This window comes from Shinella sumterensis, assembly GCF_004514425.2.
Lineage (GTDB): Bacteria > Pseudomonadota > Alphaproteobacteria > Rhizobiales > Rhizobiaceae > Shinella > Shinella sumterensis.
Genome location: NZ_MYFN02000008.1, coordinates 50585 through 76270 on the forward strand (window position 1 = coordinate 50585; position 25686 = coordinate 76270).

27 protein-coding genes are annotated in these 25686 nt (G+C 65.4%); 19 read left to right on the forward strand and 8 right to left on the reverse strand.

Annotated elements, in window-relative coordinates; translation table 11 throughout:
- Positions 1–41: 41 nt before the first annotated feature.
- Complete coding sequence (gene ctaD, locus B5M41_RS15880) at positions 42–1709, reverse strand: cytochrome c oxidase subunit I (protein WP_134648880.1); 1668 nt, start codon at positions 1707–1709, stop codon at positions 42–44.
- Positions 1710–1728: 19 nt separating this feature from the next.
- Positions 1729–2613, reverse strand: a complete 885-nt coding sequence (gene coxB, locus B5M41_RS15885) for a cytochrome c oxidase subunit II (RefSeq protein ID WP_134648881.1) — start codon at positions 2611–2613, stop codon at positions 1729–1731.
- Positions 2614–3019: 406 nt separating this feature from the next.
- Here coxB and B5M41_RS15890 point away from each other — a divergent pair, with 406 nt between their 5' ends.
- Together B5M41_RS15890 and tldD are read left to right on the forward strand one after the other, a co-directional pair.
- Entirely contained in the window at positions 3020–3550 is a 531-nt protein-coding gene (locus tag B5M41_RS15890; RefSeq protein ID WP_134648882.1) for an invasion associated locus B family protein, read from the forward strand.
- A 77-nt stretch (positions 3551–3627) separates the two neighbouring features.
- The gene (gene tldD / locus B5M41_RS15895; RefSeq protein ID WP_134648883.1) at positions 3628–5043 is read left to right on the forward strand and encodes a metalloprotease TldD; all 1416 of its coding nucleotides are present in this window, start codon (positions 3628–3630) and stop codon (positions 5041–5043) included.
- Positions 5044–5070: 27 nt separating this feature from the next.
- Here tldD and B5M41_RS15900 read toward each other — a convergent pair whose 3' ends face one another.
- The gene (locus tag B5M41_RS15900; RefSeq protein WP_134648884.1) at positions 5071–5970 is read right to left on the reverse strand and encodes a LysR substrate-binding domain-containing protein; all 900 of its coding nucleotides are present in this window, start codon (positions 5968–5970) and stop codon (positions 5071–5073) included.
- Between the two features lie 72 nt (positions 5971–6042).
- Here B5M41_RS15900 and B5M41_RS15905 point away from each other — a divergent pair, with 72 nt between their 5' ends.
- Complete coding sequence (locus B5M41_RS15905; RefSeq protein WP_167719010.1) at positions 6043–6201, forward strand: hypothetical protein; 159 nt, start codon at positions 6043–6045, stop codon at positions 6199–6201.
- A 54-nt stretch (positions 6202–6255) separates the two neighbouring features.
- The gene (locus B5M41_RS15910; protein WP_230640126.1) at positions 6256–7293 is read left to right on the forward strand and encodes a polysaccharide deacetylase family protein; all 1038 of its coding nucleotides are present in this window, start codon (positions 6256–6258) and stop codon (positions 7291–7293) included.
- 3 nt (positions 7294–7296) lie between these two features.
- On the opposite strand, the gene pdxH is transcribed toward B5M41_RS15910, so the two are convergent.
- On the reverse strand, positions 7297–7917 hold the full coding sequence (gene pdxH / locus B5M41_RS15915; RefSeq protein ID WP_134648886.1) for a pyridoxamine 5'-phosphate oxidase: 621 nt from the start codon (positions 7915–7917) through the stop codon (positions 7297–7299).
- A gap of 90 nt (positions 7918–8007) precedes the next feature.
- Between pdxH and B5M41_RS15920 the strand changes: the two genes are divergently transcribed.
- The 4 genes from B5M41_RS15920 (at position 8008) to B5M41_RS15935 (ending at position 11095) form a co-directional block, all read left to right on the forward strand.
- On the forward strand, positions 8008–8415 hold the full coding sequence (locus tag B5M41_RS15920; RefSeq protein WP_230640128.1) for an RT0821/Lpp0805 family surface protein: 408 nt from the start codon (positions 8008–8010) through the stop codon (positions 8413–8415).
- Between the two features lie 81 nt (positions 8416–8496).
- A complete protein-coding gene (locus tag B5M41_RS15925) occupies positions 8497–9546 on the forward strand; it encodes a DnaJ C-terminal domain-containing protein (RefSeq protein WP_134648887.1) in 1050 nt (349 codons plus the stop codon).
- 133 nt (positions 9547–9679) lie between these two features.
- Entirely contained in the window at positions 9680–10498 is an 819-nt protein-coding gene (gene fabI, locus B5M41_RS15930; protein ID WP_134648888.1) for an enoyl-ACP reductase FabI, read from the forward strand.
- Positions 10499–10513: 15 nt separating this feature from the next.
- Positions 10514–11095, forward strand: a complete 582-nt coding sequence (locus B5M41_RS15935) for a histidine phosphatase family protein (RefSeq protein WP_134648889.1) — start codon at positions 10514–10516, stop codon at positions 11093–11095.
- A gap of 9 nt (positions 11096–11104) precedes the next feature.
- Here the strand turns inward: B5M41_RS15935 and B5M41_RS15940 are convergent, their stop codons facing one another.
- On the reverse strand, positions 11105–11365 hold the full coding sequence (locus B5M41_RS15940; RefSeq protein ID WP_134648890.1) for a DUF1344 domain-containing protein: 261 nt from the start codon (positions 11363–11365) through the stop codon (positions 11105–11107).
- 286 nt (positions 11366–11651) lie between these two features.
- On the opposite strand from B5M41_RS15940, the gene B5M41_RS15945 reads away from it, so the two are divergent.
- Together B5M41_RS15945 and aroC are read left to right on the forward strand one after the other, a co-directional pair.
- Positions 11652–15203 (forward strand): bifunctional diguanylate cyclase/phosphodiesterase, encoded by a 3552-nt coding sequence (locus B5M41_RS15945; protein WP_134648891.1) that lies wholly within the window; start codon positions 11652–11654, stop codon positions 15201–15203.
- Positions 15204–15278: 75 nt separating this feature from the next.
- Positions 15279–16376 carry a chorismate synthase gene (gene aroC / locus B5M41_RS15950; protein WP_134648892.1) on the forward strand — a complete coding sequence of 366 codons (1098 nt, stop codon included), beginning with the start codon at positions 15279–15281 and terminating at the stop codon, positions 16374–16376.
- 36 nt (positions 16377–16412) lie between these two features.
- Here the strand turns inward: aroC and B5M41_RS15955 are convergent, their stop codons facing one another.
- Positions 16413–17612, reverse strand: a complete 1200-nt coding sequence (locus B5M41_RS15955) for a winged helix-turn-helix domain-containing protein (RefSeq protein WP_134648893.1) — start codon at positions 17610–17612, stop codon at positions 16413–16415.
- Positions 17613–17714: 102 nt separating this feature from the next.
- Between B5M41_RS15955 and B5M41_RS15960 the strand changes: the two genes are divergently transcribed.
- Genes B5M41_RS15960 through B5M41_RS15985 form a run of 6 tightly spaced genes read left to right on the forward strand, consistent with a single transcriptional unit; the run spans position 17715 to position 22645 of the window.
- A complete protein-coding gene (locus B5M41_RS15960; protein ID WP_134648894.1) occupies positions 17715–18395 on the forward strand; it encodes an energy-coupling factor ABC transporter ATP-binding protein in 681 nt (226 codons plus the stop codon).
- A complete protein-coding gene (locus tag B5M41_RS15965) occupies positions 18389–18994 on the forward strand; it encodes an energy-coupling factor transporter transmembrane component T family protein (protein WP_134648895.1) in 606 nt (201 codons plus the stop codon). The genes B5M41_RS15960 and B5M41_RS15965 overlap by 7 nt, the downstream gene beginning before the upstream one ends.
- A gap of 32 nt (positions 18995–19026) precedes the next feature.
- The gene (locus tag B5M41_RS15970; protein ID WP_134648896.1) at positions 19027–19590 is read left to right on the forward strand and encodes a biotin transporter BioY; all 564 of its coding nucleotides are present in this window, start codon (positions 19027–19029) and stop codon (positions 19588–19590) included.
- 4 nt (positions 19591–19594) lie between these two features.
- Positions 19595–21082 carry a class I adenylate-forming enzyme family protein gene (locus B5M41_RS15975; protein WP_134648897.1) on the forward strand — a complete coding sequence of 496 codons (1488 nt, stop codon included), beginning with the start codon at positions 19595–19597 and terminating at the stop codon, positions 21080–21082.
- Positions 21060–22241, forward strand: a complete 1182-nt coding sequence (locus B5M41_RS15980) for a thiolase family protein (protein ID WP_134648898.1) — start codon at positions 21060–21062, stop codon at positions 22239–22241. Before B5M41_RS15975 ends, B5M41_RS15980 begins: the two co-directional genes overlap by 23 nt.
- A gap of 8 nt (positions 22242–22249) precedes the next feature.
- Positions 22250–22645 (forward strand): GFA family protein, encoded by a 396-nt coding sequence (locus tag B5M41_RS15985; RefSeq protein ID WP_134648899.1) that lies wholly within the window; start codon positions 22250–22252, stop codon positions 22643–22645.
- Here B5M41_RS15985 and B5M41_RS15990 read toward each other — a convergent pair.
- Entirely contained in the window at positions 22631–23032 is a 402-nt protein-coding gene (locus B5M41_RS15990) for an acyl-CoA thioesterase (protein ID WP_230640129.1), read from the reverse strand. The two genes, B5M41_RS15985 and B5M41_RS15990, sit on opposite strands and share 15 nt — an antisense overlap.
- A gap of 21 nt (positions 23033–23053) precedes the next feature.
- Between B5M41_RS15990 and B5M41_RS15995 the strand changes: the two genes are divergently transcribed.
- The 3 genes from B5M41_RS15995 to B5M41_RS16005 all read left to right on the forward strand — a co-directional run bounded on the left by B5M41_RS15995 (position 23054) and on the right by B5M41_RS16005 (position 25258).
- Positions 23054–24004: a zinc-dependent alcohol dehydrogenase family protein gene (locus tag B5M41_RS15995; protein ID WP_134648900.1), complete on the forward strand. Its 951-nt coding sequence runs from the start codon at positions 23054–23056 to the stop codon at positions 24002–24004.
- Positions 24005–24074: 70 nt separating this feature from the next.
- Positions 24075–25001: a histone deacetylase family protein gene (locus tag B5M41_RS16000; RefSeq protein ID WP_134648901.1), complete on the forward strand. Its 927-nt coding sequence runs from the start codon at positions 24075–24077 to the stop codon at positions 24999–25001.
- Positions 25002–25003: 2 nt separating this feature from the next.
- A complete protein-coding gene (locus B5M41_RS16005) occupies positions 25004–25258 on the forward strand; it encodes an exodeoxyribonuclease VII small subunit (protein WP_134648902.1) in 255 nt (84 codons plus the stop codon).
- Positions 25259–25262: 4 nt separating this feature from the next.
- On the opposite strand, the gene B5M41_RS16010 is transcribed toward B5M41_RS16005, so the two are convergent.
- Complete coding sequence (locus B5M41_RS16010; protein ID WP_134648903.1) at positions 25263–25649, reverse strand: ester cyclase; 387 nt, start codon at positions 25647–25649, stop codon at positions 25263–25265.
- Positions 25650–25686: the final 37 nt, after the last annotated feature.

A 25686-nucleotide genomic window follows, 5' to 3' on the forward strand; every position in this document is an offset into this window, starting at 1 on the left:
GTACTGAGGCCGCCGTTGCCGGCGGCCCCGATCTCAAGACCTTACTTGATGCGCGGGAGCTGTTCCCACTGGTGGAACGGCGGCGGCGAAGACAGCTGCCATTCCAGCGTGTTGGCACCTTCGCCCCACGGATTGTCGCCGGCAACGCGCTTCTTGGCGAAGGCTTCGAAGACGCCGAAGAGGAAGATCAGCACGCCGACGCCTGCGATATACGAGCCGTAGGACGACACCGCGTTCCAGCCGGCAAAGGCATCCGGGTAGTCGATGTAGCGGCGCGGCATGCCGGCGAGGCCGAGGAAGTGCTGCGGGAAGAACACCAGGTTCACGCCGATGAACATGACCCAGAAGTGCAGCTTGCCGATGAACTCGGAGTACATGTAGCCGCTCATCTTCGGGAACCAGTAGTACCAGGCTGCGAAGATGGCGAAGACGGCGCCGAGCGACAGAACGTAGTGGAAGTGCGCAACCACGTAGTAGGTGTCGTGCAGGGCACGGTCGAGGCCGGCATTGGCGAGCTGGACGCCCGTGACGCCGCCGACGGTGAACAGGAAGATGAAGCCGATCGCCCAGACCATCGGGGTCGTGAAGCGGATCGAGCCGCCCCACATTGTCGCGATCCACGAGAAGATCTTGATGCCCGTCGGGATGGCGATGACCATCGTGGCGAACACGAAGTAGCGCTGCGTGTCGAGCGACATGCCGACCGTGTACATGTGGTGCGCCCACACGACGAAACCGACGGCGCCGATGGCGACCATGGCATAGGCCATGCCGAGGTAGCCGAAGATCGGCTTGCGCGAGAAGGTGGACACGATGTGGCTGATGATGCCGAAACCGGGCAGGATCAGGATGTACACTTCCGGGTGGCCGAAGAACCAGAACAGGTGCTGGAAGAGGATCGGGTCACCGCCGTTTTCCGGCGCGAAGAAGGCCGTGCCGAAGTTGCGGTCGGTCAGCAGCATGGTGATGCCGCCTGCCAGGACCGGCAGCGAAAGCAGGAGCAGGAAGGCGGTGATCAGAACCGACCAGGCGAAGAGCGGCATCTTGTGCAGCGTCATGCCCGGAGCGCGCATGTTCAGGATCGTGGTGATGAAGTTGATCGCACCGAGGATCGAGGACGCGCCGGCAATGTGCAGGCCGAGGATCACCAGGTCCATCGCGGGACCGGGCTGGCCGGCCGTCGAGAACGGCGGATAGATCGTCCAGCCGCCGCCTGCGCCATAGGCACCCGCCGGGCCTTCGACGAACATCGAAAGCAGCACCAGCAGGAAGGCCGGGATGATGAGCCAGAAGGAGATGTTGTTCATGCGCGGGAACGCCATGTCAGGCGCGCCGATCATGATCGGGACCATCCAGTTGGCGAAGCCGCCGATCAGCGCGGGCATGACCATGAAGAAGATCATGATGAGCGCGTGCGCCGTCGTGAAGACGTTGAACATGTGCTTGCCGCCATCGATGGCAGCGTCGCCCTCGAAGCCGTAGACCATCTGCGCCAGACCGTGGAAGATCTGGATGCCCGGCTCCTGGAGCTCCATGCGCATGAAGATCGACAGCGTGCCGCCGATGATGCCCGCACAGATCGCGAAGATGAGGTAGAGGGTGCCGATATCCTTGTGGTTGGTCGACAGGAACCAACGCTGGAAGAAAGTAAGCGGCTTGTGTTCGTGGTGATCGTGGTGATCGCCGTGGGCAGCGGATGTTCCGGCCATGGATCTGACTCCCTAGGTATTACTGCGCGGCGTTCTGGGCGACGTCTACGGACTTGGCCGCACCGTCGACAGACGCCATCAGGGCCTTGTTTGCCTCGCCGACATTCGTCGCGGCGGCAGCAAGCCAGGTATCGAACTTTTCCTGCGAAACGACGCGGATGGCGATCGGCATGAACGCGTGGTCCTTGCCGCAGAGCTCGGAACACTGGCCGTAGAACAGGCCTTCGCGCTCGGCCTTGAACCAGGTCTCGTTCATGCGGCCCGGCACGGCGTCGATCTTCACGCCGAAGGACGGCATGGCGAAAGCGTGGATCACGTCGCCGGCGGTGACGAGGAGACGGACATGCTTGCCGACGGGAACGACGACTTCGTTATCGACGGCCAGGAGGCGCGGATAGACGGACTTGTCTTCCTTGCCGGCGGCCGCGCGGTCGTTGTCATGCAGAAGCAGGCTGTCGAAGGAGACCGGGTTGTCGCCGACCTGGTACTCGTAACCCCAATACCATTGGAAACCCGTGGCCTTGATGGTCAGTTCCGGCTCTTCCGTGGGAGCGAGCTGCTTGGTCAAGAGCTGGAAGGAGGGAACGGCGAGGAACAGGAGAATGACGACCGGGCCGAGCGTCCAGAGCACCTCGATAGCCGTGTTGTGGCTGGTCTTGGACGGCACCGGGTTCTTGCTTTCGCGGAACTTGACGACGACGATGATGAGCAGGAGGAGAACGAACAGGGTGATCGGAACGATGAACCACAATGTGTACTGCTCGAACCAGCGAATTTCCTCCATGATCGGAGTCGCGGCGGGCTGAAGGCCCTTCTGCCAGTCGAACGGCTGATCAGCGAAGGCGGTCGAAGCAAAGAGCAGACAGCCGAGAGCGGCCAGACCTGCAAAAGCTTTGTTTTTCACAACGTATCTCCCCAAGGCGTTTGATCGGGATCAAACAGACGCGCAGAATCCCTGCTATACTGAGTGCTTAAAATCATAGTTTCATGTCCGCCGCAACCGCCATGGGGATGCCCCCGTGCGGCATTTTTGCGCAAACGCAAAGACATGGGGCCACTCCCCACAGTTTCTTCACATTTGTCTATAGCATGAAAGGTTTGGCAGCGGCGAGCCTGCTTCGGCCGGTCTAACCGTGCGACGCTTGGGGCAGCAGACACTCCTTATTAAATAAAGAGTGGCGGATGGCGCGAAACTGCGCGATCGCGTCCAATTTCCGCCTTCAATCAATCGGAAAGCAGCGGCCGGGGCTTTTCATTTCGCCGCCGGCTATTCAAAGATAGCCCGACTGATTCGAGATTCCGAGGTTTTCATGGGTTTCACTCCCCTCTCCCGGCTGTCACGGGCGGCGTTCGGCCTTGCCGTCTTCGCGCTCGGCGCCACGGCACTCCCTTCCCTCTCCGCAGCGCAGCAGCCCGGAACGGTGAAATCCAACCATGGCGCCTGGTCGATCGTCTGCGACCAGCCGGCCGGCGCATCCGGCGAGCAGTGCGCTCTCATGCAGAACGTGCTGGCCGAGGACCGGCCGGAGCTCGGCCTTTCCGTCGTCGTGCTCAAGACGGCCGACCGCAAGGCGAAGATCCTGCGCGTTCTCGCCCCGCTCGGCGTGCTGCTGCCAAACGGCCTCGGCCTCAATGTCGACGGCAAGGATATCGGCCGCGCCTATTTCGTGCGCTGCTTCGCCGATGGCTGCTATGCCGAGGTGGTGCTGGAAGACGAGCTGCTCAAGACCTTCCGCTCCGGTGCGACGGCGACCTTCATCGTCTTCCAGTCTCCCGAAGAAGGCATCGGCATCCCGGTCGATCTCAAGGGCTTCGGCGAAGGCTACGACGCGCTGCCGTAAGCCTTCCGCCGCGGGCTTGCCGCCCGCCGCCGGGGAACTTACATGAGCCCCGTCCACCATTGCTTGCGGAGCCCGCCATGAACACCGACCTTCTCTCCCTCTTCGATGCCGACGAGGCGACCGTGCAGGCCGTTCTGCGGGAAACGCTCAAGGGCGCCGACGACGGCGAGCTGTTCATCGAGCATGCCCAGGCCGAATCATTGTCCTTCGACAACGGCCGTCTGAAGGGCGGCAGCTTCAACACCGACCAGGGTTTCGGGTTGCGCGCCGTGGCCGGCGAAGCCGTCGGCTACGCCCATTCCGGTGAGATGAGCCTGTCGGCGCTGAAGCGCGCAGCCGATGCCGCCGGCGCCGTCGCGCGCGGCTATTCCGGTGATTACGCCGCCGCACCGCAGGGCACCAACCGGCAGCTCTACAGCCCCGACAATCCTATCGGCGCGCCGACCTTCGAGGAGAAGGTGGCGCTCCTGACCGAGATCGACGCCTATCTGCGCGCCAAGGACCCGAAGGTGCGGCAGGTCACGGCCTCGGTTGCCGCAAGCTGGCAGGTCGTCAACATCCTGCGCGCCGACGGCCATCGCGTCAGCGATGTGCGCCCGATGACGCGCATCAACATTTCCGTCGTGGTGGGTGACGGCGACCGGCAGGAGACCGGCAGCTTCGGCACCGGCGGTCGCACCACCTTCGATGCCTTCCTGACCGAGGAAAGCTGGCACGCCGGCGCCGACGAAGCGCTGCGCCAGGCGCTCGTCAATCTCGAGGCCGTCGAGGCCCCGGCCGGCACGATGGATGTCGTGCTCGCCAATGGCTGGCCGGGCGTGATGCTGCATGAAGCGGTCGGCCACGGGCTGGAGGGCGATTTCAACCGCAAGAAGACCTCGGCCTTCGCCGGGCTGATGGGCGAGCAGGTCGCCGCCAGGGGCGTCACGGTCGTCGATGACGGCACGATCGACAACCGCCGCGGCTCGATCACCGTCGACGACGAGGGCACGCCTTCGGCCTACAACGTGCTGATCGAGGACGGCAAGCTCGTGGGCTACATGCAGGACCGGCAGAATGCCCGGCTGATGGGCATGAAGGCGACCGGCAACGGCCGCCGGCAGGGTTATGCCTACCGCCCCATGCCGCGCATGACCAACACCTACATGCTCTCCGGCGACAAGACGCCGGACGAGATCATCGCCTCCGTCAAGAACGGCATCTACGCCGTTTCCTTCGGCGGCGGGCAGGTGGATATCACGTCGGGCAAGTTCGTCTTCGGCTGCACCGAGGCTTATCTCATCGAGAACGGCAAGGTGACGGCGCCGGTCAAGGGCGCCATGCTGATCGGCAACGGACCGGACGCCATGCGCCGCGTCTCGATGATCGGCAACGACACCAAGCTCGACACCGGCATTGGCAATTGCGGCAAGGCCGGCCAGTGGGTGCCGGTCGGCGTCGGCCAGCCGCATCTGCGCATGGACCAGATCACGGTGGGCGGGACGAAGGCCTGATTTTTCTGGGCCAGTCGGGCGACGCCATCACGTTCCACCCGACGCAGCAATCCTCTGCAACAACCACTGCCGGAAGGCGCGCGCTTCCGGCGAGAGGCGCTTGAAGCTGCGCGCGACCAGCCAGTAGGCGCCGTGGCGGATCGACAGGTCGAACGGCTGCACGATCCTGCCGGCGGCGATGTCTTCGGCGGCCAGGAAGCGATCGACCAGCGCGACGCCGTGGCCGCGCAGCACGGCCTGAAGCACCAGGTTTCCTTCCGCGAAGATCTGCGCGCGGCCAAGCGGCACGCCTTCCACACCGGCGGTGGAAAACCAGCGCTCCCAGACGCTGCGGTTTTCCTCATGCAACAGGGTATGCGCCAGAAGATCGGCGGGCGTCCGCAACGGCGGTCCGGATGCCAGAAGCGTCGGCGCGATCACCGGCACCAGATCGACCTCGACGACAAGGTCGGCTTCCGTACGCGGCCAGGCCTTCGCATCCATGCCATGGCGAATGGCGATTTCCGCTTCGTGGGTGCGGAATTCGATGAGCCGCATGTCGGAATCGACGGCGACGTCGATCTCGGGGTGCCCGGCGCGGAAATCCTCCAGATGCGAGACCAGCCAGCAGGCCGCAAAGGATGGCTCGGCGCTGATTTCCAGGAGTCCCCCACCCCGTCGGCCGCGGATTTCCGAGAGGCTCGTGTCCATGGCATCGAAGGAGCGGGAGAGCACGTCGAGCAGGCTGCGGCCCGCCGCCGTCAGCCGCACGCTGCGGTGGCGGCGCTCGAAAAGCGGCTTGCCCAGTTCCGCCTCCAGCTCCTTGACCTGCCGGCTGACGGCGGCCTGCGAGACGGAAAGCTCATCGGCGGCAAGCGTGAAACTGCCGAGCCGTCCCGCCGCCTCGAAACTCCGCAATGCCGTCAGGGGCAGCCGTCCGCGCTTCATTGCATAACCTCAAGTCATTCGAAATCGACGATAAACTCGTTTGAGGCAGACAGGCAAGCGGGCGGACAATCCATGCACATTCAACGCATGGAGCATGAAGACATGTTCGACACCCTTCTCGACATCGCCATGGAGGTGGTTCGCCTTCTCACCTTCCAGCCGGGTCGCGCCCCTCCGATCCGCCGCAGGAAAGCCCCTGTTAACCACTCGGATACCGGCCCGGTGCGATAACGACCGCTCGAAATGATGCGGAAAGACCGAAACGACATGCCGATCCGAAATGCCATGCGACAGAGGCTGAAGCGCGCCGTCATCACGGGCGGGCTGGAGTTCGCGCACCTGGCCGAACGGGTCGGGCTGATGTCCTCGGCCCGCGGCATGGGGGCGATCTTCACGTTGCATCACGTCCGGCCGAAGACGCCACAGAGCTTCGATCCCAATGCGCATCTGGAAATCACGCCCGAATTCCTCGATATGGCCATCCGGCGCCTGACAGAGGAAGGCTATCAGTTCGTCGCGCTTGCCGACATGCCCGCGCGGCTCGCCATCGCGCGCGCCGGCGAGCGTTTCGCCGCCTTCACGCTCGACGACGGCTATCGCAACAATGCCGTTTATGCCCAGCCGGTCTTCACGCAGCACAGGGTGCCGTTCACCGTCTTCGTCGCGCCCGGCTTTGCCGGCAAGACGCATGGTATCTGGTGGGAGACGCTGACCGACCTTCTGCGCGCCGTGCCGCATCTCGAATTCGACTTCGGCTCCGGCCCGGTCACTCTGCCGCTCGCAACACCCATCCAGAAACAGGCCGCCTTCGACCGCTTCGCGCGCTTCATCCATTCCGAAACGGACGAGGCATCCGCGATCGACCGGCTCGATGCGGTAGCGAAGGCGCATGGCGTGGAGCCGCTCATGATCACCGAGCGGCTCGTCATGCGCGAACCCGAGCTGAAAAGCCTCGTGCTCAACCCGCTTGCCGCCATCGGCGCGCATACGATCAGCCACCGGGCGCTGGCGCGCCTGAGCGACGAGGAGGCGCGCGCGGAGATCGACCTTTCGGCCGAGCGCATCGCCGCCATCATCGGTCGCCGGCCGGAGACCCTCGCTTATCCCTACGGCGACAGGCCGTCCGTCTCGCCGCGCGAGCACCGTCTGGCGAAGGAACTCGGCTTCCGCGTCGCCGTGACGACGGAGCCCGGCACGCTCTCGGCCCGCTCCTTCGACACGCCGACGTCGCTGCCGCGCATCTCGCTCAACGGCCTGTACCAGAAGCCGAAATATGTGGGCGCGCTGGCCTCGGGCATTCCCTTCCGGCTGATGCGGCGCTGACGATCAGGGATACATGCGAACCTTCGTCCAGCCCGCGCCGTCTTCCGTGCGGCGGAACTCCACCCGGTCGTGCAGGCGGAAGGGGCGGTCGTGCCAGAACTCGATCGAGGCGGGTTTCAGGCGGAAGCCGGACCAGTGCGGCGGCCGCGGGATTTCGCCGATCGCGTAGCGCGCGGTGTATTCCGCCACCGCCTTCTCCAGCGCGAAGCGGCTTTCCAGCGGCCGCGACTGCTTGGAAGCCCAGGCGCCGATGCGGCTGCCGCGCGGACGCGAGGCGTAATATTCGTCGGCCTCCGCATCGCTCACCACCTCGATATCGCCGCGAATGCGGACCTGTCGGCGCAGCGTCTTCCAGTGGAAGCACATGGCGGCCTTGCGGGCAAAGAGAAGTTCCTCGCCCTTCCGGCTTTCGAAATTGGTGTAGAACACGAAGCCGCGCTCGTCGAAGCCCTTGAGCAGGACCATGCGCACATTGGGCATGCCCGTCGCGTCGACCGTGGAGAGCGCCAGCGCGTTGGCATCGTTGAGCTCGGTCTTGCCGGCATCGTCCAGCCATTGGCCGAAAAGGATGTAGGGTTCGTTTTCCTCGGTGAAGTCACCGCTTGTTAACGCATTGTCACTCATATTTAACTCAATGCCGATCTATCTAGCTGTATGAGGCAGGCTGGAGTGAAAGACATAACAAAAACGCGACCGTACACAAAGCGATACTGGGTGCGCGGCCTTGGGGTTCTTGCCGTCATGATGTCCGGCACCGTCCTTTCCGGCTGCATGAGCGGCCTTGACCTGTTTTCCGACAGCAAGGTCGACACGTCGCTGCGCACCAGCACCGTATCCAACGGCAACACGGAACGTCTGACCGACGAGATCACCGTGCGCAACGCCGTGTCGTCCGCAGACCTCGCCCGCACCGGCGGCAACGCGATCCCGTGGGCGAATTCCGCCTCCGGCAGCGCCGGCGTCATCAGTTCCATCGCCGAGAACCAGGACCGGTCCGGCCGCACCTGCCGGGATTTCGTGACCACGAAACATTCCTACCAGGGCATCGCCAACTTCACCGGCCGCACCTGCATGGGCAATTCCGGCGAGTGGATGCTCCTGGCCTTCGACCGCCAGGGATAACACTTTCTAAACCCTGATCCGTAAGGGCCGATTAGGACGTTCGCCACTACCATGGCGCCACAACGGAAACGGGTAGAAGTTATGCGTGATCCCTATTCGATCCTCGGCGTGAAACGCAGTGCCGGGCAAGAGGAAATCAAGGCGGCCTGGCGCTCGCTCGCGAAAGCCGTGCATCCCGACCAGAATCACGACGATCCGCTCGCCACCGTGCGCTTCACCGAGGCCGGCCGCGCCTACGACCTGTTGCGCGATCCCGACAAGCGCAGCCGCTACGACCGCCAGCAGCGCGAGGCGGAAATGCGCCGCATGGAGCAGATGCGCCGCCAGCAGGCCGAGCGCAAGGCGCGCAGCGAGCCGCCGCGCGCCGGCAACGAGGACGCGGAGGACATGATCGCCCGCATCTTCGGCGTCGATTCGCGCAACGCGCAGGCAGATGCCGGCGCGCAGCCGCGCCCGCAACAGCAGGCCCAGCCGCAGCAGACCCAATCGAACGCCGCGCCCGCGCAGGATGCCCGCAAGGCCGCGGACGAGAGCGACGAGGCCAATACCGCACCCGCCGCAGCGCCGGGCGCCACTCTCATTTCGGCAATTCTTCGCCGTATCCGCGGCAGCCGCGCCAAGATGGACAAGGCGCCCGATCTCGTCACGGATGTCAGCGTTTCCGTCGAGGACATCCTGAACAAGGTGCGCCCGACGATCGAGACGCCGGAAGGCCAGACGATCCGCATTCCCGTCGGCGCCGGCACGACGGACGGCCAGGTGATCCGCCTCAAGGAGGCCGGTTACCGCATGGAGGGCCTGCGCCGCGGCGATGTCGTCGCCACCGTGCGTGTGACGTCCGGCCGTTTCCGCGTCGACGGCTTCGATCTCAAGGTCGACCTGCCCGTCACGATCGAAAACGCGGTCCTCGGCTGCGAAACGACCATCGAAGGGCCGCTCGGTCCCCTTTCCGTGACGGTTCCGGAATGGTCCGGCTCGGACCAGACGATCCGCATTCCGGGCGAAGGCCTGATCATGGAGAACGGCGAACGCGGCGATCTCGTTGCCGAAATCCGCCTTCTTCTGTGGGACAAGCCGGACGCGAGGATGATCGACCTGATGCGCTCCCAGCGCGAAGGCCTCTACCTTTAAAACGATTTGTGACGATGCGGTGAAACATGCACCCATTGTTACGAATGCTAACAGTTCCTGAACCCGAGCGCGCTTGAACCGCATAGCCGCCTATGCCATAGGCAGTCTCGACTTTAGTTTCAGGGGGCATTCCATGGTTCAGGCATCTGGTCTGATGAAGGGCAAGCGCGGCGTCATCATGGGCGTCGCCAACAACCGTTCCATCGCCTGGGGCATCGCAAAAGCCATCCACGCACAGGGCGCCGAGATCGCCTTCACCTATCAGGGCGATGCGCTCAAGAAGCGCGTCGAGCCGCTGGCCGCCGAAATCGGCGCCGTCCTGGCCGGTGACTGCGACGTGTCCGACGAGGCATCCATCGATGCCGTCTTCGACAATGTCGAGAAGATGTGGGGCAAGATCGACTTCCTCGTGCACGCCATCGGCTTTTCCGACAAGGACGAGCTGACCGGCCGCTACGTGGATACGACGCCGGGCAACTTCGCCAAGACCATGCAGATCTCGGTCTATTCCTTCACGTCGGTCGCCCGCCGTGCGGAAAAGCTGATGACCGATGGCGGCTCGATGCTGACGCTCACCTATTACGGCGCCGAGAAGGTCATGCCGAACTACAACGTGATGGGCGTCGCCAAGGCTGCGCTGGAAGCCAGCGTGAAGTATCTGGCGGTCGATCTCGGCCCGCAGAACATTCGCGTCAACGCCATCTCGGCCGGCCCGATCAAGACGCTTGCGGCCTCGGGCATCGGCGACTTCCGCTACATCCTCAAGTGGAACGAGTACAACGCGCCGCTGCGCCGGACCGTCACCATCGAGGAAGTGGGCGATGTCGGCCTCTACCTGCTGTCGGACCTGTCGCGCTCGGTCACCGGCGAGACGCATCACGCCGACAGCGGCTACCACGTCATCGGCATGAAGGCGGTGGACGCGCCCGACATTTCCGTCGTCAAGGACTGACGCAGGGTTTTCAGCTTGCTCATTTACATGATCCGACACGGCCAGACCGCGTGGAACGCAGAGGGCAGGCTGCAAGGCCAAAAAGACATTCCGCTCAACGAGACCGGCCGCAAGCAGGCGGCCGGCAACGGTCTGGCCCTCAAGGGCTTGCTCGGCGACACCGTGTCCGATTTCGACTTCGTGGCAAGCCCGCTCGGGCGCACGCGCGAGACCATGGAGATCATGCGCGGCGCCATGGGCCTCGATCCCCTCGCCTATCGCACCGATCCGCGCCTCGTCGAAGTGTCCTTCGGCGATTGGGAGGGCTTTACGCTTCCCGAACTCAAGGAAAGCACGCCGGAGCGGGTCGAGGAACGCGCCCGTGCGAAGTGGAACTTCATCCCGCCCGGCGAAGCGGCGGAGAGCTACGAAATCCTCTGCTGGCGCATCGGCTCATGGCTCGCCGACGTGACGAAGCCCACGGTCTGCGTCAGCCATGGCGGCGTTTTCCGCGCCGCTTTCCGGCTCAATGGCATGGATGAGGAAGAGGCGGCCAATACGCCGATCCATCAGGATCGCATCCTGCGCATCGACGCCGCCGGCATGCACTGGCTGTGAGGCAGGGCCTTACTGAACGACCTCAAGGTCGTTGATGACGCGCTTGCCATCGACTTCCGTGTAGAACACCACGACTTTCACGCCCGGCGCCAGACCCTCGAAGTTGAATTCTTCTGGCGCCTGATACTTCTTGCCGTCATCCAGCGACAGGCTGAGACTGTTCGTATCGACACCGGTGATCGTCGCCTCGACATCCGCGCTTTCGGCGGATGCGGCAAGCGGCGACAGGAAGGTGGCCATGGCCATCAGCGCGGCGATCATCAAACGCATTCTGCGAACCCCTGGAAATGAATCAGTCTTCTTACCGGACACGTCAGATGCTCCCCAAATATGGCGAAATTCGCCCGCTTTTTGACTGCCCGTGACATGGATGGCCGGAAAGGCAGTGCGAATCAAGGCTCCCGCCGGCATCATCCCCGCTATTATCGGCAGCCCTGCCGGCATCCGCGCCGCGTCAACGCCGCCTGGAGCCGCAAAGCCCGGAATTCCAGCCGCTCATAAAGGCTATCTTAAGGGAAGACACCCTATTTTCCCTCGATAAACGAGGGCTTGCGCGTTGCCATCGACTGCCTCCATTCGCCACCGCATCGCATCCATCGCAGAATGGGCGCGGCCGTCACTCGTTCCCGCCGCAATCGCAGGCTGCGTCATTTTCGCTGCGACCGTCTTCTACGAGCGGCAGAACGAGCAGGTCTATCGCAACGACCTCCAGATGCGCGTATCCGGCGATCTCGCCCTGACGGTCGCGCGGCTGCGCAGCGAGATGAACAGCGACGCGGCCGCCCTGCGCAGCGTCGCGAACATGATCTCCGTCGCGACCGGCCATGCGGCGGAGCAGTTCAGTGGCATTGCCGGTCGGCTGATGCTGCAGAACCGCCATATCCGCCGCATCGGCCTCGCGCCCGACAGCAAGGTCAGCCATGCCTTTCCGACAAGCGGCAACGAGCGGTATCTCGGCACCGATTTCAATCGTTTCCCCTCCTTTCGCCACGCGGTGCAAAGCGAGCGCGGCCTTGCCGAACCCCGGATCTTCGGGCCCGTGGAATTCGCCAAGGGTGGCCGGGGCTTCAACCTCTTCGTTCCTGTCTTCACGCAGGTCGGCGGGCGGCAGCACCTGTGGGGCTATGTCGATGGCGTGATCGACGAGCGCAAGCTGCTCATCGATGCCGGCCTGATCACCGAAGGCCAGCGCGTGCGGCATGGAATCTCGCAACACGCCACGGACATGGAGCTGGCGATCCGCGACGTCAGCGTGCCCGACAACATCAACGATCCCTTCTTCGGCAATGCCGAGGTTTTCGAAAGCGATCCGGTGGTGCAGGTTCTGAGCTTTCCCGGCGGCAGGTGGGAGGTGGGGGCGATCCCCGCGCAGGGCTGGCACCATCCGCCGGAAAACCTGGCGCAGATCCGCCTCACCGCTCTCGCCAGCGCGCTGGTCATCATCATACCGATCTTCCTGACCGGCGGCCTCATTTCCGAACGCCAGCGCAACCTCGCCCGGCTCCGGGCCCGTGACCGGCAGGTGCAGACGCTTTCGCAGCGTCTCGACATCGCGCTCGACGCCTCCAAGATCGGCATATGGGAATACGATTTCATGAGCGGCGCCCGCCAGTGGGACGCCCAGATGCATCGCCTGCACGGCTTCTCGCAAAGCGTGGCGCTTACCGACGATCTCTGGAACGCCGCGTTGCATCCCGACGATATCGCACCCGCACTGGCCCAGATGGAGCTGATCCGCGCGGGCGCGAGCGATTACCGCGCGCAGTACCGCATCCGCATGCCGGACGGGTCATGGCGGCACATCCGAAGCATCGGCTCGCGCCTGGCGGCCCCGAACGGCAGCGAGACGCTGACCGGCATCTGCTGGGACGTCACCGAGGACGTCCTGCTGAACGAGGCCCTGAAGACGGCCAAGGAGCAGACCGAGGTGCAGAATGCCGAGCTGGCGCGCCTCACGCAACGTCTCGACCTCGCGCTCGACGCCTATCAGTGCGGCCTGTGGGAAAGCGATCTCGAAGACGGGTTGACGCTTTGGGACGAGCGCATGCACCAGCTCTACGGCGTTCCCAACACCGGCGAGCGCATTCCGCGCGCGGTCTGGCTGGCCGCGCTTCATCCGGACGATCGGGCAGAGGCTCTTCGCAAGGTGGCGGACACCACGCAGAGAGGCCTGCCTTACATGCGTACCGCCCGTGTCCTGCTGCCCGGCGGAAACATCCGTTACGTCCAGTCGGTCGGCAAGCTGCATGTCGAGGATGGCCGGCGCAAACTGGTCGGCCTTGCCTTCGACGTGACCGAAGACGTTCACATGACCGAAAGCCTGAAGGAGGCCAAGGAGCGCTCCGAGCGGCAGAATGCCGAATTGGAGCAGACGACCCGGCGCCTCGACCTGGCGCTCGATTCCTACCAGTGCGGCATGTGGGAAGCGGATCTGGATGGCGGACGCACCTTCTGGGACGTGCGCATGCACCAGCTCTACGGCCTTACCTTCACCGACGGCATCGTGACGCGCGAGGCATGGCTCGCCGCGATACATCCGGATGACCGCGACGCGATCGTGGACAATGTCGACCGGTGCACGGCGCTGGAGCAACCCTATGTGAACGAGGCGCGCGTCGTGCTGTCCAACGGCGAGCTCCGTCACGTCCGCTCGGTGGGCAAGGTTCACCATGGGCATGGCGGCAGCCGCAAGCTGATCGGGCTTGCCTTCGACGTGACCGAGGACGTGGTGCTGCGCGACCACCTCAAGGCCGCCAAGGCGCAGGCGGACGCCAAGAACATCGAACTGGAACAGGCGCGGGTGCGCATCGAGCACAATGCGCTGCACGATCCGCTGACCGGGCTCGGCAACCGCCGCAAGCTCGACGACGTGCTGACGGCGATCTCCAAAAGCAGCGAGACGGACGAGGCACAGGTCGCCATCCTGCATATCGATCTCGACCGCTTCAAGCAGATCAACGACACGCTGGGCCACGCCGCCGGCGACGCGCTGCTCGTTCACGCCTCGCAGGTGCTATCCATCTCCACGCGCGAAAACGACCTCGTCGCGCGCATCGGCGGCGACGAATTCGTCGTCGTGGTTTCCGACACCACCGATGAGAACTATCTGAGCGGGCTTGCGCGCCGCATCATCGCCCTGATGCAGCAGCCCGTCGATTACGAAGGCCATCTCTGCCGCTTCGGTGTGAGCATCGGCATCGCGTTTGCATCAGGACAGGCCATCGACACGGCGAAGCTGCTGGTCAACGCGGACATCGCGCTTTATCGGGCCAAGGCGCTCGGCCGCAACCGCCACGAATTCTTCACCGAGACGCTGCAGGCTGAGATCATCTCGACCAAGCGCATCGCCGACGACATTCTCGCCGGCATCGAGAACAACGAGTTCGTGCCCTACTACCAGCCGCAGATCGATGCCGGCACGCTGAAGCTTGCCGGCGCGGAGGCGCTGATCCGCTGGAACCACCCGCGCGATGGCCTGCTGACGCCCGATCGCTTCCTCAAGATCGCCGAAGACCTCAACGTCATGGCGACGCTCGACCGGATCGTGCTGGAAAAGGCGCTGCTGGATTGCGCGCGCTGGGCGGCCAAGGGCCTGATCATGCCCAAGGTGTCGGTCAACGTCTCGGCCCGGCGCCTGCGCGACGAAAGCCTGATCGACAGCCTCACCGGCCTGTCGATCCAGCCCGGCCAGCTCTCCTTCGAACTCGTGGAATCGATCTTCCTCGATGAGAGCGACGACGTGGTTCTCTCCAACCTCGCGCGCATCAAGGCGCTCGGCATCGACATCGAGATCGACGATTTCGGCACCGGGCACACCTCCATCGTGAGCCTGCTCAAACTGAAGCCCAAGCGGCTGAAGATCGACCGGCAGCTCGTCTCCCCCATTCTCAAGTCGCGAAACGAGCAGGCGCTGGTGCGCTCGATCATCGAGATCGGCCGCTCGCTCGGCATCGAGATCGTCGCGGAAGGCGTGGAAACGATGCAGCATGCCGAGATGCTCAGCATGCTCGGCTGCGATCTCCTGCAAGGCTATGCCTTCGCAAAACCGCTGTCGCGGGATGCGTTTCTCGCCTTCAGCACGGAGATGCGCTGGAAGATGGCATCGTAGGGTGTGAAACCCTTGTCCCGGCCGTGCCTTTTCCACTAAGAGAAGGCACACTTTCCTATCGGTCCGGTTCCGCTCATGTCGCACAACACTTTCGGTCATCTCTTCCGCGTCACCACCTGGGGCGAAAGCCATGGGGTAGCGCTCGGCTGCGTGGTGGACGGCTGCCCTCCCGGCATCCGCTTCACGCTTGCCGAAATCCAGGCGTGGCTCGACAAGCGCAAGCCCGGGCAGTCGCGTTTCGTGACGCAGCGCCGCGAGGACGACCTCGTCAAGGTGCTCTCCGGCGTGATGCTGGATGACGACGGCGAGACCATGATCACGACCGGCACCCCCGTCTCCATGCTGATCGAGAACACCGACCAACGCTCCAAGGATTATGGCGAGATCGCGCGGCGCTACCGACCCGGCCATGCCGACTATACCTATGACATCAAATACGGCATCCGCGACTACCGCGGCGGCGGACGTTCCTCCGCCCGCGAGACGGCCGCGCGCGTCGCGGCCGGCGGCCTTGCCCGCAAGGTCGTGCCTGGGCTGACCGTGCGCGCCGCGCTGGTGCAGATCGGCAAGCACAGGATCGACCGCAACAACTGGGATTGGAACGAGGTCGGCAACAACCCGTTCTTCGCGCCCGATCCGGCCATCGTGCCCGTCTGGGAAGACTATCTCGACGGCATCCGCAAGGCGGGTTCCTCCGTCGGCGCCGTCGTGGAAGTCGTGGCAGAGGGCGTGCCCGCCGGCATCGGCGCGCCGATCTACGCCAAGCTCGACCAGGACATCGCCTCGCTTCTCATGTCGATCAACGCCGTGAAGGGCGTGGAGATCGGCGAGGGCTTCGCCTCGGCGGAACTCACCGGCGAGGAGAATGCCGACGAGATGCGCATGGGCAATGACGGCAACCCGATCTTCCTGTCGAACCACGCCGGCGGCATTCTCGGCGGCATCTCGACCGGCCAGCCGGTCGTGGCGCGCTTTGCCATCAAGCCGACCTCCTCCATCCTCACCGAGCGCCGCTCCATCGATGCCGACGGCAACAATGTCGACGTGCGCACCAAGGGCCGGCACGATCCCTGCGTGGGCATCCGCGCCGTGCCGATCGGCGAAGCCATGGTCGCCTGTGCGATCGCCGATCATTACCTGCGCGACCGCGGCCAGACCGGACGCCTGGCGTAACCGGCCGGCCATCCTGGTGGCGGATGAGGGGCCGCGCTACGCGCCCTCGCCCTGCCAGCCGTCCAGATAGCGCACGTCCTCCACGCCCGCGAACCGGGCCACGCGCGCCAGTTCCGCCTCCAGCCGCTCCAGACGACCGGCGGAACCGCGGACCTTCGGCTCCCACCACAGGCGCCGGACGGCGAGAACGCCCGCCTTGCGGTCGGCCTTCATGTCGATCCGGCCGACAAGGCGATCGCCTTCGAGCAGCGGGAAGACATAGTAGCCATATTGCCGCTTCGGCTCCGGCACGAAGATTTCGATGCGGTAGAAATAGCCGAAAAGACGCTCCGTGCGGTTGCGGTCCCGGATCAGCGGATCGAAGGGCGAGAGGACGCGCAGGCGCGCAGGCGGCTCGGGCACATCACGCAGGCTTTCGGCCGAATGCGCGAAGGCATAGGCGGCGCGCGGCTTGCCGCCATCGGCGGTCTCGATCAAGACCTGACGCAACTCCGCCTTGTTGGCATCGACCCAGGCCTTCGCTTCCTCCGGCGTGACCAGCGCCCAGAAGGCGGCGATTTCGCCGTGGGTGGCAAAACCCAGCCGTTCCAGCGCGCTGCGGCAGGCCCAGTCGATGAAGACGTCATGCTCGACTGCGGGGTCATGGTGGTGCTGCGGCAGGACACGCTCGGCGAGATCATAGACCTTCTGGAAATTCTCGCGCCGCGCGATGGCCAGCTTGCCGGTGTGCCAGAGATATTCGAGCGCCGTCTTGTTCGGATGCCAGTTCCACCAGCCGCCGGACTTGTGATCCTCCACCTTGAGGTCGCGCGACATCACCGCCCCGCTTTCGGCGATGCGCCGGTAGGTCTCCTCGAAGGTCGCGTCGAACCCCTCGCCCTGCCATTTGCGCCAGTTCGCCAGGATGGACGCCTCCTTGCGGCGGAAACGATGCTTCCAGTAGCGGAAGAAGGCGCTGGGGATGATGGAGGCGTCATGCGTCCAGTGCTCGAAGAGCTCGCCGTCCTTCTCCAGGAGTTCGGCAAGGTGCTCGCGCCGATAGGTCTGGTTGCGCGAGAAGAGGATCTGGTGATGCGCCCGCTCGACGGTGGCGATGCTGTCCACCTGCACGAAACCGATATCGTGGATGAGCTGAAGCAGCCCCGTCTTGCCCAGCGCGCGGCCGGGCGGGCTGCTCAGCCCCTGTCGCGAAAGGAAGATGCGCCGGGCCTCGGCATTGGAAAGCAGAATCGTCATGGCCGGATCATAGACACATATTCCCGGTTTGTTCCACCCGGTTTTCTTTGCGCCCCGTCATGTTATAGGTCCCGTCGACTTTCGCGAACCGGGAACCTGCTCTTGGACATCGTCTTTTCCGCCGCCACGGTGGCCTATGGCGCGCGCATCGCGCTCCAGCCGCTGACGCTCACGCTGTCCGAACGGCGCATCGGCGTCGTCGGCCTCAACGGATCGGGCAAGACCACCATGGCGCGGCTGATCAACGGCCTCGTCAAGCCGACCGCCGGCACGGTGACGGTCGACGGGCTCGACACCGTTACGGACGAAGCGGCGGCGCGCGGAAAGACCGGCTTCATCTTCCAGAACCCGCAACACCAGATGATCCTGCCGATCCTTGCCGAGGACATCGCCTTCGGGCTGAAGAACCGCAAGCTCAGCAAGGCGGAGATCGCCGGGAAGACCGACGCCATCCTTTCCCGCTTCGGCATTTCGCATCTCGCCCGCCGGCGCGTGCATGAGCTTTCCGGCGGCGAGACGCAGCTTGGCGCCATTGCCAGCGTGCTCGTCACCGGGCCCGACCTGCTGATCCTCGACGAGCCGACCAACCAGCTCGACCTGAAGAACCGCGGGCTGATCGAGCGCACCATCGCCGGCCTGCCCGAACAGGTGCTCGTCATCAGCCACGACCTCGCTTTGCTCGAAAGCTTCGACCGCGTGCTTGTGTTCCACGAAGGCCGGCTTGCCGCCGATGATACGCCGTCGAACGCCATCGCCGCCTACCGGAACCTGGCGTCATGCTGAACGGGCTCGACATCGAGGGCAACTCGCCACTGCACCGCCTGCCGGTGCGCGGCAAGCTCATCCTGCTGTTTACCGCCGCGATCCTGCTCCTGCTGATCTCGGATTTGCGCGTTCTCGTGCCCGCGCTGGCGCTGGCCGCCCTTCTTTACCTCTCGACCGGCATCGGGCTTGGGGAAGCCTTCCGGCGCACGCGCTTCGTGCTGTTCACGGTGCTGCTCGTCGCGCTCGCGAACTACCTGTTCCATTCGTTGCACGAGGCGCTCGTCGTGTTCTGCCGGCTGTCGGCGCTGGTGTTGCTGGCCGCCGCGGTGACGGCGACGACGGGCATATCCGCCTTCATGGACGAGATCACGCGGCTGATTACCCCGCTCGAACGCTTCGGCTTCGTGCGGGCGGCCGATGTCAGCCTGGCGGTGGGCCTCGTCATCCGCTTCGTGCCGGAAATCTTCGCGCGCTACGGCGAGATTGCCGATGCGCACAGGGCGCGCGGCCTGCGTGTGCGGCCATTCACGGTGCTCGTTCCGCTGATCATCCTGACACTGAAGGATGCCGACACGATCGCCATGGCGATTGACGCCCGCGGTTTTCGGCGGCACTAAACCTTCTCTTTACCGTTTTTGGGGATTCGGACGTGACCACAAGAGACATCGTGCTTGTTGCCCTCTTCGCCGCCATCATGGTGGTTCTCGGCCTGCTGCCGCCGATCACGCTCGGCTTCATTCCCGTGCCGATCACGGCACAATCGCTCGGCCCGATGCTCGCGGGATGCATTCTCGGGGCACGGCGCGGTGCCGCTGCCATGTTGCTGGTGCTTCTTCTCGTCGCCATCGGCCTTCCGGTGCTTTCGGGTGGCCGCGGCGGGCTCGCAGTCTTTGCAGGACCGAGTGCCGGTTATATCTTCGGCTGGGTGGTCGGCGCCTTCGTCTGCGGCCTGATCTCAGAACGTCTCGTGAAGCAAGACCAGTCGGAACTGTCGCAGTTCCTGTCCTTTCTCCTGGCGTCGGTCGTCGGCGGCATCGGCATCGTCTATCTCTTCGGCATGCCGTGGCTTGCCTATATGAGCGGCAAGGCCTTTTTCGAAACGGCGGCGGCCTCGCTGGTCTTCCTGCCGGGCGACCTGATCAAGGCGTTCGTCGCCATGCTTGCCGCGCGCGCGGTGCTTGCCGGCTATCCGCTTCTGCCGCAGCGCGCCTGAGCCCATGCCGCTTTCCGGCGCCATCGAACGGCACGCCGCACGCAATCCGCAGAACCCGGCTTTCCATCTGGAGGACCGGGTTCTTTCCTATGGGGCTCTCGCCGCGACCGCCCGGGCCTGCCACGGCGCCTTCACGAGCCTCGCTTCGCAAGGCGAAAGCGTCATCGGCCCGACGACGCGCCTGATCGCGCTCGTTTGCGGCAACCATGCGCTCTTTCCGGCCGCCTTTGTCGCCGCCACGGCGGGCGACAATTGCGCAGCGCTGATCGATCCGCATCTGCCCGACGCGATGCGCGGCCGGATGCTGGAGACGCTCGCGCCCGATATCGTCGTCACGGCAAACGGCGACGGCCTTCTCGCCAACGCGCCCCGCACGGGCGCGTCGCTCCGCATCGTCGAAAGCGCGACCACCGCCGCGCCGCCCCTGCCCGAGGGGCGCGATGACGACCCGTTCCTCATCGTCTTCACGTCAGGCACCACGGCCGATCCGAAACCGATCATCCGCGACCGCCGCTCATGGCGCATCAGCCTTTCGGCGGGCGCCCCGTTCTTCGGCATTGATGCCGAAACGCACAGCTATGCCCCCGGCCCCCTCGCCCACGGGCTTGCGCTTTATGCCATGACCGAGACGCTGCTTGCCGGCGCGGCCTTCCATTCCGCAACGCATTTCGAGGCGACAAGCGCCCGCGAAACGATCCGGACAGGCGGCATTCGCCGCCTCGTGCTCGTGCCCACCATGCTGCGCCGGCTCTGCGAGGGGCCGCCGGTGGCGAGCGTCGAGACCATCACCGTGGCGGGCGCCAAGCTGACGGCGGGCGATCATGCGCTCAGCCGCCACCACTTCCCGCAGGCGGCGCTGCGCGAATATTACGGGGCGTCCGAGCTGGGTTTCATCACCGTCACGCGGCCGGATGCCGCCGCATCCTCGACGGCCGTGGGCCACGCCTTTCCCGGCGTCGCCGTCTCTGTTCTCGACGAGGCCGGCAATCCGGTGCCGGTGGGGGAGACGGGCACGATCTTCGTGCAAAGCCCGCTTGTCGCCACGGGTTATCTCGGTGCGGGCGACGGCGCGGGGCTCAAGCGTTTCGGCACGCGCGCGACCGTCGGCGACCTCGGCTTTCTCGATGCGGACGGAACGCTGCACCTGCTCGGCCGGTCCGGCGGCATGGTGCTTTCGGGCGGCAACAACATCTATCCGTCCGAGGTGGAGGCGGCCCTGCTCGGCCTGGCCTGCGTGCGCGCCGCCCATGTCTTCGGCCGCGACCACGCCGATCTCGGCAGCGAGCTTGTGGCCGTGATCGAGCCGTCGGCGGACGGCCTTGCGGCAGACGACCTGCGGGCGGCCATGGCCGCGGTGCTGCCGCGCTACAAGCATCCGCGCCGGATCTGGCTGTGCCCGGCAATGCCGGTCACACCGTCCGGCAAGGTTGAGGCCAAGACGGTGCGACAATGGGTTGCGGAGGACAGCGATGCGCTCGAACGCCTCGTCTGATCCCGCCCGCATTCCCGTCGTCGCGGCGGCGGTGCGCACGCCGATCGGCCGCATCAACGGCACGCTCGCCGCCATCGAGCCGGCAAGCCTTGCCGTACCGCTCATCCGCCGGATCCTGGCCGACACGGGCCTTGCGCCCGATGCCGTCGATGACGTGATCCTCGGCAATGCCGCCAACAGCGCTGGCAACCTCGCACGCCTCGCCGCGCTGGAGGCCGGCCTGCCGGTCGCCGTGCCCGGTCTCACGGTCGACCGGCAATGCGGTTCCGGGCTGGAGGCGATTGCGCTGGCCGCGCGGCTCGTGCAGGCCGGCGCCGGTCGCTTCTACCTGGCCGGCGGCACGGAAAGCACCAGCCGCGCCCATCTGCGCCTGCGCCCGCCGGCAATGCCGGGCGGCGTGCCGGAACCCGTGCCGCGCGCCCGCATGGCGCCCGATGCCATCGGCGACCCGGACATGGGGATCGCCGCCGAAAACGTCGCCGCCCATGCCGGCATCAGCCGCGCGCGGCAAGACGCCTTCGCGCTCGAAAGCCACCGCCGGGCGGTCGCGGCCCGCAAGGCCGGGCGGTTCGACGGCGAGATCGTGCCGGTCGAGACGCCCGGCGGCCTCGTGGCGCAGGACGAGTGCCCGCGCGAAAACACCTCGCTTGAGAAACTCGCCGGCCTGAAACCCGTCTTCCGGCCCGAGGGCACCGTGACCGCGGGCAATGCCTGCCCGGTCAACGACGGGGCGTCGGTCGTGCTCGTCACATCGCTTGCGGCGGCGCGGGCGCTCGGCCTGGCGGTGCTCCTGGAGATCGTGGACAGCGTCACCGTCGGCGTCGACCCCAACCTGCTGGGGCTCGGTCCCGTGCCGGCCGTGCACAAGCTTACGGCGCGCAATGCCGCCCTCGATGCCGCACGCGTGCCCTTCCTCGAATTCAACGAGGCCTTTGCCGCGCAGGTTCTGGCCTGCCTCGATTGCCTCGGCATCGATCCTGCCGCCGTCAATCGCGATGGCGGGGCGCTGGCGCTCGGCCATCCCTATGGCGCATCGGGCGCGATCCTCGTCACGCGGCTTTTCGCGCAGATGCGCGATGCGGCGGAAGGCACCCCGGCGCTGGCGATGATGGGTATCGGCGGCGGCATGGGCATCGCCACGCTTTTCCGAAAGGTATGAGGACCGACATGCGCAAGACGATCTATACCGGCGGCTGCCTGTGCGGTGCGATCCGCTTCGAAGCGACGGCGCCCGCGGAAAAGCCGCACACCTGCTCCTGCCGGTTCTGCCAGCAGCATAGTGGCGCGCCGACCGCCGCCTGGGTGGAGTTTCCGGCCGAGCGCGTGGCGTGGACGGGCACCGGCGGAAAGCCTTCGACCTGGCGTTCCTCCGATTATTCCAGCCGCGCCTTCTGTCCGGCCTGCGGCAGCTCGATCGGCGCCATCGACGACGACCCGGTCGTGGCGCTCCTCATCGGCGGCTTCGATGATCCGCGGGATCCAGCAGTTGCGCCGCAATACCATTCCTTCGAGGATTGCCGGCCGGACTGGCTTTCCGTCGAAACCGCCTCAGGCGAGGAATGACTTCAGCCAGTCGCGCACCCGCTGCGGCACGTTGACCGGCTGGCGGCTTGCGGGGTCGACGGCGACCCAGACGATCTCAAGGTCGGCCACCGGGCGCCCTTCGGATGAAATCGCCACGGTGAAGGTGAGCGAGGTCGCGCCGATCCGTGTCACCGCGACCTTGAACTGCGCGATGTCGTCCAGCTTCAGACCGTAATGGAAGGTGCAGGCGGACTTGCGCACGAAATAGACGGGGTCCTCCGGACCCTGCGGCCGATGGCGCCACAGGGCGGCGACCGCGGCCTCGGCATGGGCGTAATAGGCGGCATTGTGCATGTGGCCGTGCATGTCTATATCGCGGAACGGTATCCTGATATCGCTGGCCGTGATGTCTGCCGCCTGTTCCACGTCGTATCCCGGGGTTAGACCATGCTTCGTGCCGTTGTTAGAGCCTTCGGCGACCCCCGGCAAGTGATTGACCTCGAAGAGGCCGATCCCGCGGCACCCGGTCCCGGCGCGGTGGAAATCCGCATCCGGCGCGCGGCAATCAATCCCTCCGACCTCATCCCCGTCACCGGCGCCTATCGCAGCCGCACCACCCTGCCCTTCGTGCCGGGCTTCGAGGGCGTGGGCGAAATCATGGGCCTTGGTGCCGGTGTCACCGGCTTGTCCATCGGCCAGCGCGTGCTGCCGATCGGCGCGAGCGGGCTGTGGCAGCAGCGGCTCGTGCGGCCGGCGGTGTGGTGTTTTGCCGTGCCGGACGACCTGTCCGACGATCAGGCCGCCATGGCCTATGTGAACCCGCTTACGGCCTTTCGGCTGATCGATGCCGTGCAAGCGCATTTTAGCACCGCCGGCAATCGGCGCGTGGGCGTCACCGCCGCAGCATCCGCCATCGGCCGGATGCTGCTCGTGCTGCTCGCCGAGGCGGGCTTCCATCCCGTCGCGCTCGTGCGCAGCGCCGCAACGGCCGAACGGCTTGCCGAAACCTTTGCCGGCGAGATCGCGCTTGCGGCGGCGCCCGATCTCGATGCCGTGCTCGATGCGGTCGGCGGCGAGGCCGGCAATGGGCTGTTCCGGCAGATCAGGGCCGGCGGCGCGTTCATCCAGTACGGCGCGCTTTCCGGCGCGCAGCTTAACCCGGCACTGGTGGCGGAAAGGCGCGAGGCGGTGGCGTTCTTCTTCCTCTGGCTGCGCAACTGGGTGCATGCCGCCCCGCGCGCCGATATCGTGACCGCCTTTGCGCGCAGCTTTGCGGGCATCCGCGCCGGGGTGCTCGGTTCCGCCATCGACGGGGTGTACCCGCTTTCACAGCTTGCCTCCGCACTCGATCGCCAGGATGACCCGGCGCGCACCGGCAAGCTGCTTCTTGCGCCATGACCGTTGAAAAGGCGTGGACACCGGCCCATTTCCCGTGGACCGCGCCAACCGCAATGGATAGCTTCCGGCCATGACGACGTTCCTTTTCGAGAACCCGATCTTCCTCGAGCATCACACGCCCGAGGGCCACCCGGAGCGGTCCGACCGCATCCGCGCGCTGAACCTTGCGCTGGAGCATGAGCGCTTCGCCCCGCTGGTGCGTGAAAAGGCACCGCAGGCGAACGAGGATTTCGTGCTGCTCGCCCATCCCGAAAGCCATCTGCGCGCGGTGATGGACGCAATCCCCGAGGAAGGCATCAACCATTTCGAGGCCGATACCCATGCCAGTCCCGCAAGCCTTCAGGCGGCGCTGACCGGCATCGGCGGCGCGGTCGCGGCCGTCGACGCCGTCTTTTCCGGCAAGGCCCACAACGCCTTCGTCGCGGCCCGCCCGCCCGGCCACCACGCCGAGCGCGAGAAGGCGATGGGCTTCTGCTTCTTCAACAATGCCGCGATCGCCGCCCGCCACGCGCAGAAGGCGCATGGCGCCGAGCGCGTCGCCATCGTCGACTGGGACGTGCACCACGGCAACGGCACGCAGGACATCTTCTTCAACGATCCCTCCGTGCTGTTCTGTTCGACGCATCAGATGCCGCTCTATCCCGGCACCGGCGCGAAGGACGAGACCGGCGCGGGCAACATCGTCAATGCACCGCTTTCGCCCAACGACGGCAGCGATCATTTCCGCGACGCCTTCAAGTCGCGCGTGCTGCCGCGGGTCGCCGATTTCAAGCCGGACGTGATCATCATCTCTGCCGGCTTCGATGCGCATCACCGCGATCCGCTGGCGCAGATCAATCTCGTCGCCGACGATTTCGACTGGGCGACGGCGCGGCTGATGGAACTCTCCGAAAAATCGGCCGATCACCGCGTCGTCAGCCTGCTGGAAGGCGGCTACGACCTGGAAGGCCTTGCCGAATCCGCCGCCACCCATATCTATCGCCTGATGAGAGGCTGACCATGAACACCCCAACCCCCGCCACCGATGTTTCGGCGCTGTCCTTCGAACAGGCCGTCGAGGAACTGGAAAAGATCGTCGCGGCGCTGGAACGCGGCGACGTGCCACTCGACCGTTCCATCGAGATCTACGAGCGCGGCGAAGCGCTGAAGAAGCACTGCGAGACGCTGCTTTCGGCCGCCGAGAACCGCATCGAGAAGATCCGCCTCGACCGCGCCGGCAAGCCGCAGGGCACCGAACCGCTCGACGGCGCGTAAGCCTTCAGACCTGTGCTGCGACCGCGGCCTTGTCGATGATCGACCAGACGTTGCGGATACGCGCATCCTCGAATTCGTAGAAGACGTTTTCGGTGAACGACACCCTGCGGCCATTGACCGCCAGGCCGAAAAGGTCGCCCACCGGCGTGCAGTCGAAGAGCAAGCGGCTTGCCACGCGCGGTGGGTCGATCACCAGGAAGTCGATGGCGAAATGCAGGTCGGGGATTGCCTTGAAGTCGCCCTCCAGCATGGTGCGGTAGCCTGAAAGGCCGATCCGCTTGCCGTTATAATGCACATCCTCGTGGACGAAACTGCCGAGATCGGCCCAATCCTGCCTGTTGAGACAGGCAATGTAACCGCGGTAGAGCGCTTCGAGGTTCTGTCCGGTCATGATCGTCTCCTGCTTTCGGCGAATATGGCGTGGCGCG

Coding starts and splice junctions, on each gene's coding strand:
- B5M41_RS16005 (WP_134648902.1), top strand. CDS start 25,004: ATGAACACCCCAACCCCCGCCACCGATGTTTCGGCGCTGTCCTTCGAA.
- pdxH (WP_134648886.1), bottom strand. CDS start 7,917: ATGAGTGACAATGCGTTAACAAGCGGTGACTTCACCGAGGAAAACGAA.
- B5M41_RS16010 (WP_134648903.1), bottom strand. CDS start 25,649: ATGACCGGACAGAACCTCGAAGCGCTCTACCGCGGTTACATTGCCTGT.
- B5M41_RS15980 (WP_134648898.1), top strand. CDS start 21,060: ATGCGCTCGAACGCCTCGTCTGATCCCGCCCGCATTCCCGTCGTCGCG.
- B5M41_RS15975 (WP_134648897.1), top strand. CDS start 19,595: ATGCCGCTTTCCGGCGCCATCGAACGGCACGCCGCACGCAATCCGCAG.
- tldD (WP_134648883.1), top strand. CDS start 3,628: ATGAACACCGACCTTCTCTCCCTCTTCGATGCCGACGAGGCGACCGTG.
- B5M41_RS15890 (WP_134648882.1), top strand. CDS start 3,020: ATGGGTTTCACTCCCCTCTCCCGGCTGTCACGGGCGGCGTTCGGCCTT.
- B5M41_RS15940 (WP_134648890.1), bottom strand. CDS start 11,365: ATGCGTTTGATGATCGCCGCGCTGATGGCCATGGCCACCTTCCTGTCG.
- B5M41_RS15995 (WP_134648900.1), top strand. CDS start 23,054: ATGCTTCGTGCCGTTGTTAGAGCCTTCGGCGACCCCCGGCAAGTGATT.
- aroC (WP_134648892.1), top strand. CDS start 15,279: ATGTCGCACAACACTTTCGGTCATCTCTTCCGCGTCACCACCTGGGGC.
- B5M41_RS15965 (WP_134648895.1), top strand. CDS start 18,389: ATGCTGAACGGGCTCGACATCGAGGGCAACTCGCCACTGCACCGCCTG.
- B5M41_RS15985 (WP_134648899.1), top strand. CDS start 22,250: ATGCGCAAGACGATCTATACCGGCGGCTGCCTGTGCGGTGCGATCCGC.
- B5M41_RS15905 (WP_167719010.1), top strand. CDS start 6,043: ATGCACATTCAACGCATGGAGCATGAAGACATGTTCGACACCCTTCTC.
- B5M41_RS15900 (WP_134648884.1), bottom strand. CDS start 5,970: ATGAAGCGCGGACGGCTGCCCCTGACGGCATTGCGGAGTTTCGAGGCG.
- B5M41_RS15955 (WP_134648893.1), bottom strand. CDS start 17,612: ATGACGATTCTGCTTTCCAATGCCGAGGCCCGGCGCATCTTCCTTTCG.
- fabI (WP_134648888.1), top strand. CDS start 9,680: ATGGTTCAGGCATCTGGTCTGATGAAGGGCAAGCGCGGCGTCATCATG.
- B5M41_RS15925 (WP_134648887.1), top strand. CDS start 8,497: ATGCGTGATCCCTATTCGATCCTCGGCGTGAAACGCAGTGCCGGGCAA.
- B5M41_RS15910 (WP_230640126.1), top strand. CDS start 6,256: ATGCGACAGAGGCTGAAGCGCGCCGTCATCACGGGCGGGCTGGAGTTC.
- ctaD (WP_134648880.1), bottom strand. CDS start 1,709: ATGGCCGGAACATCCGCTGCCCACGGCGATCACCACGATCACCACGAA.
- B5M41_RS16000 (WP_134648901.1), top strand. CDS start 24,075: ATGACGACGTTCCTTTTCGAGAACCCGATCTTCCTCGAGCATCACACG.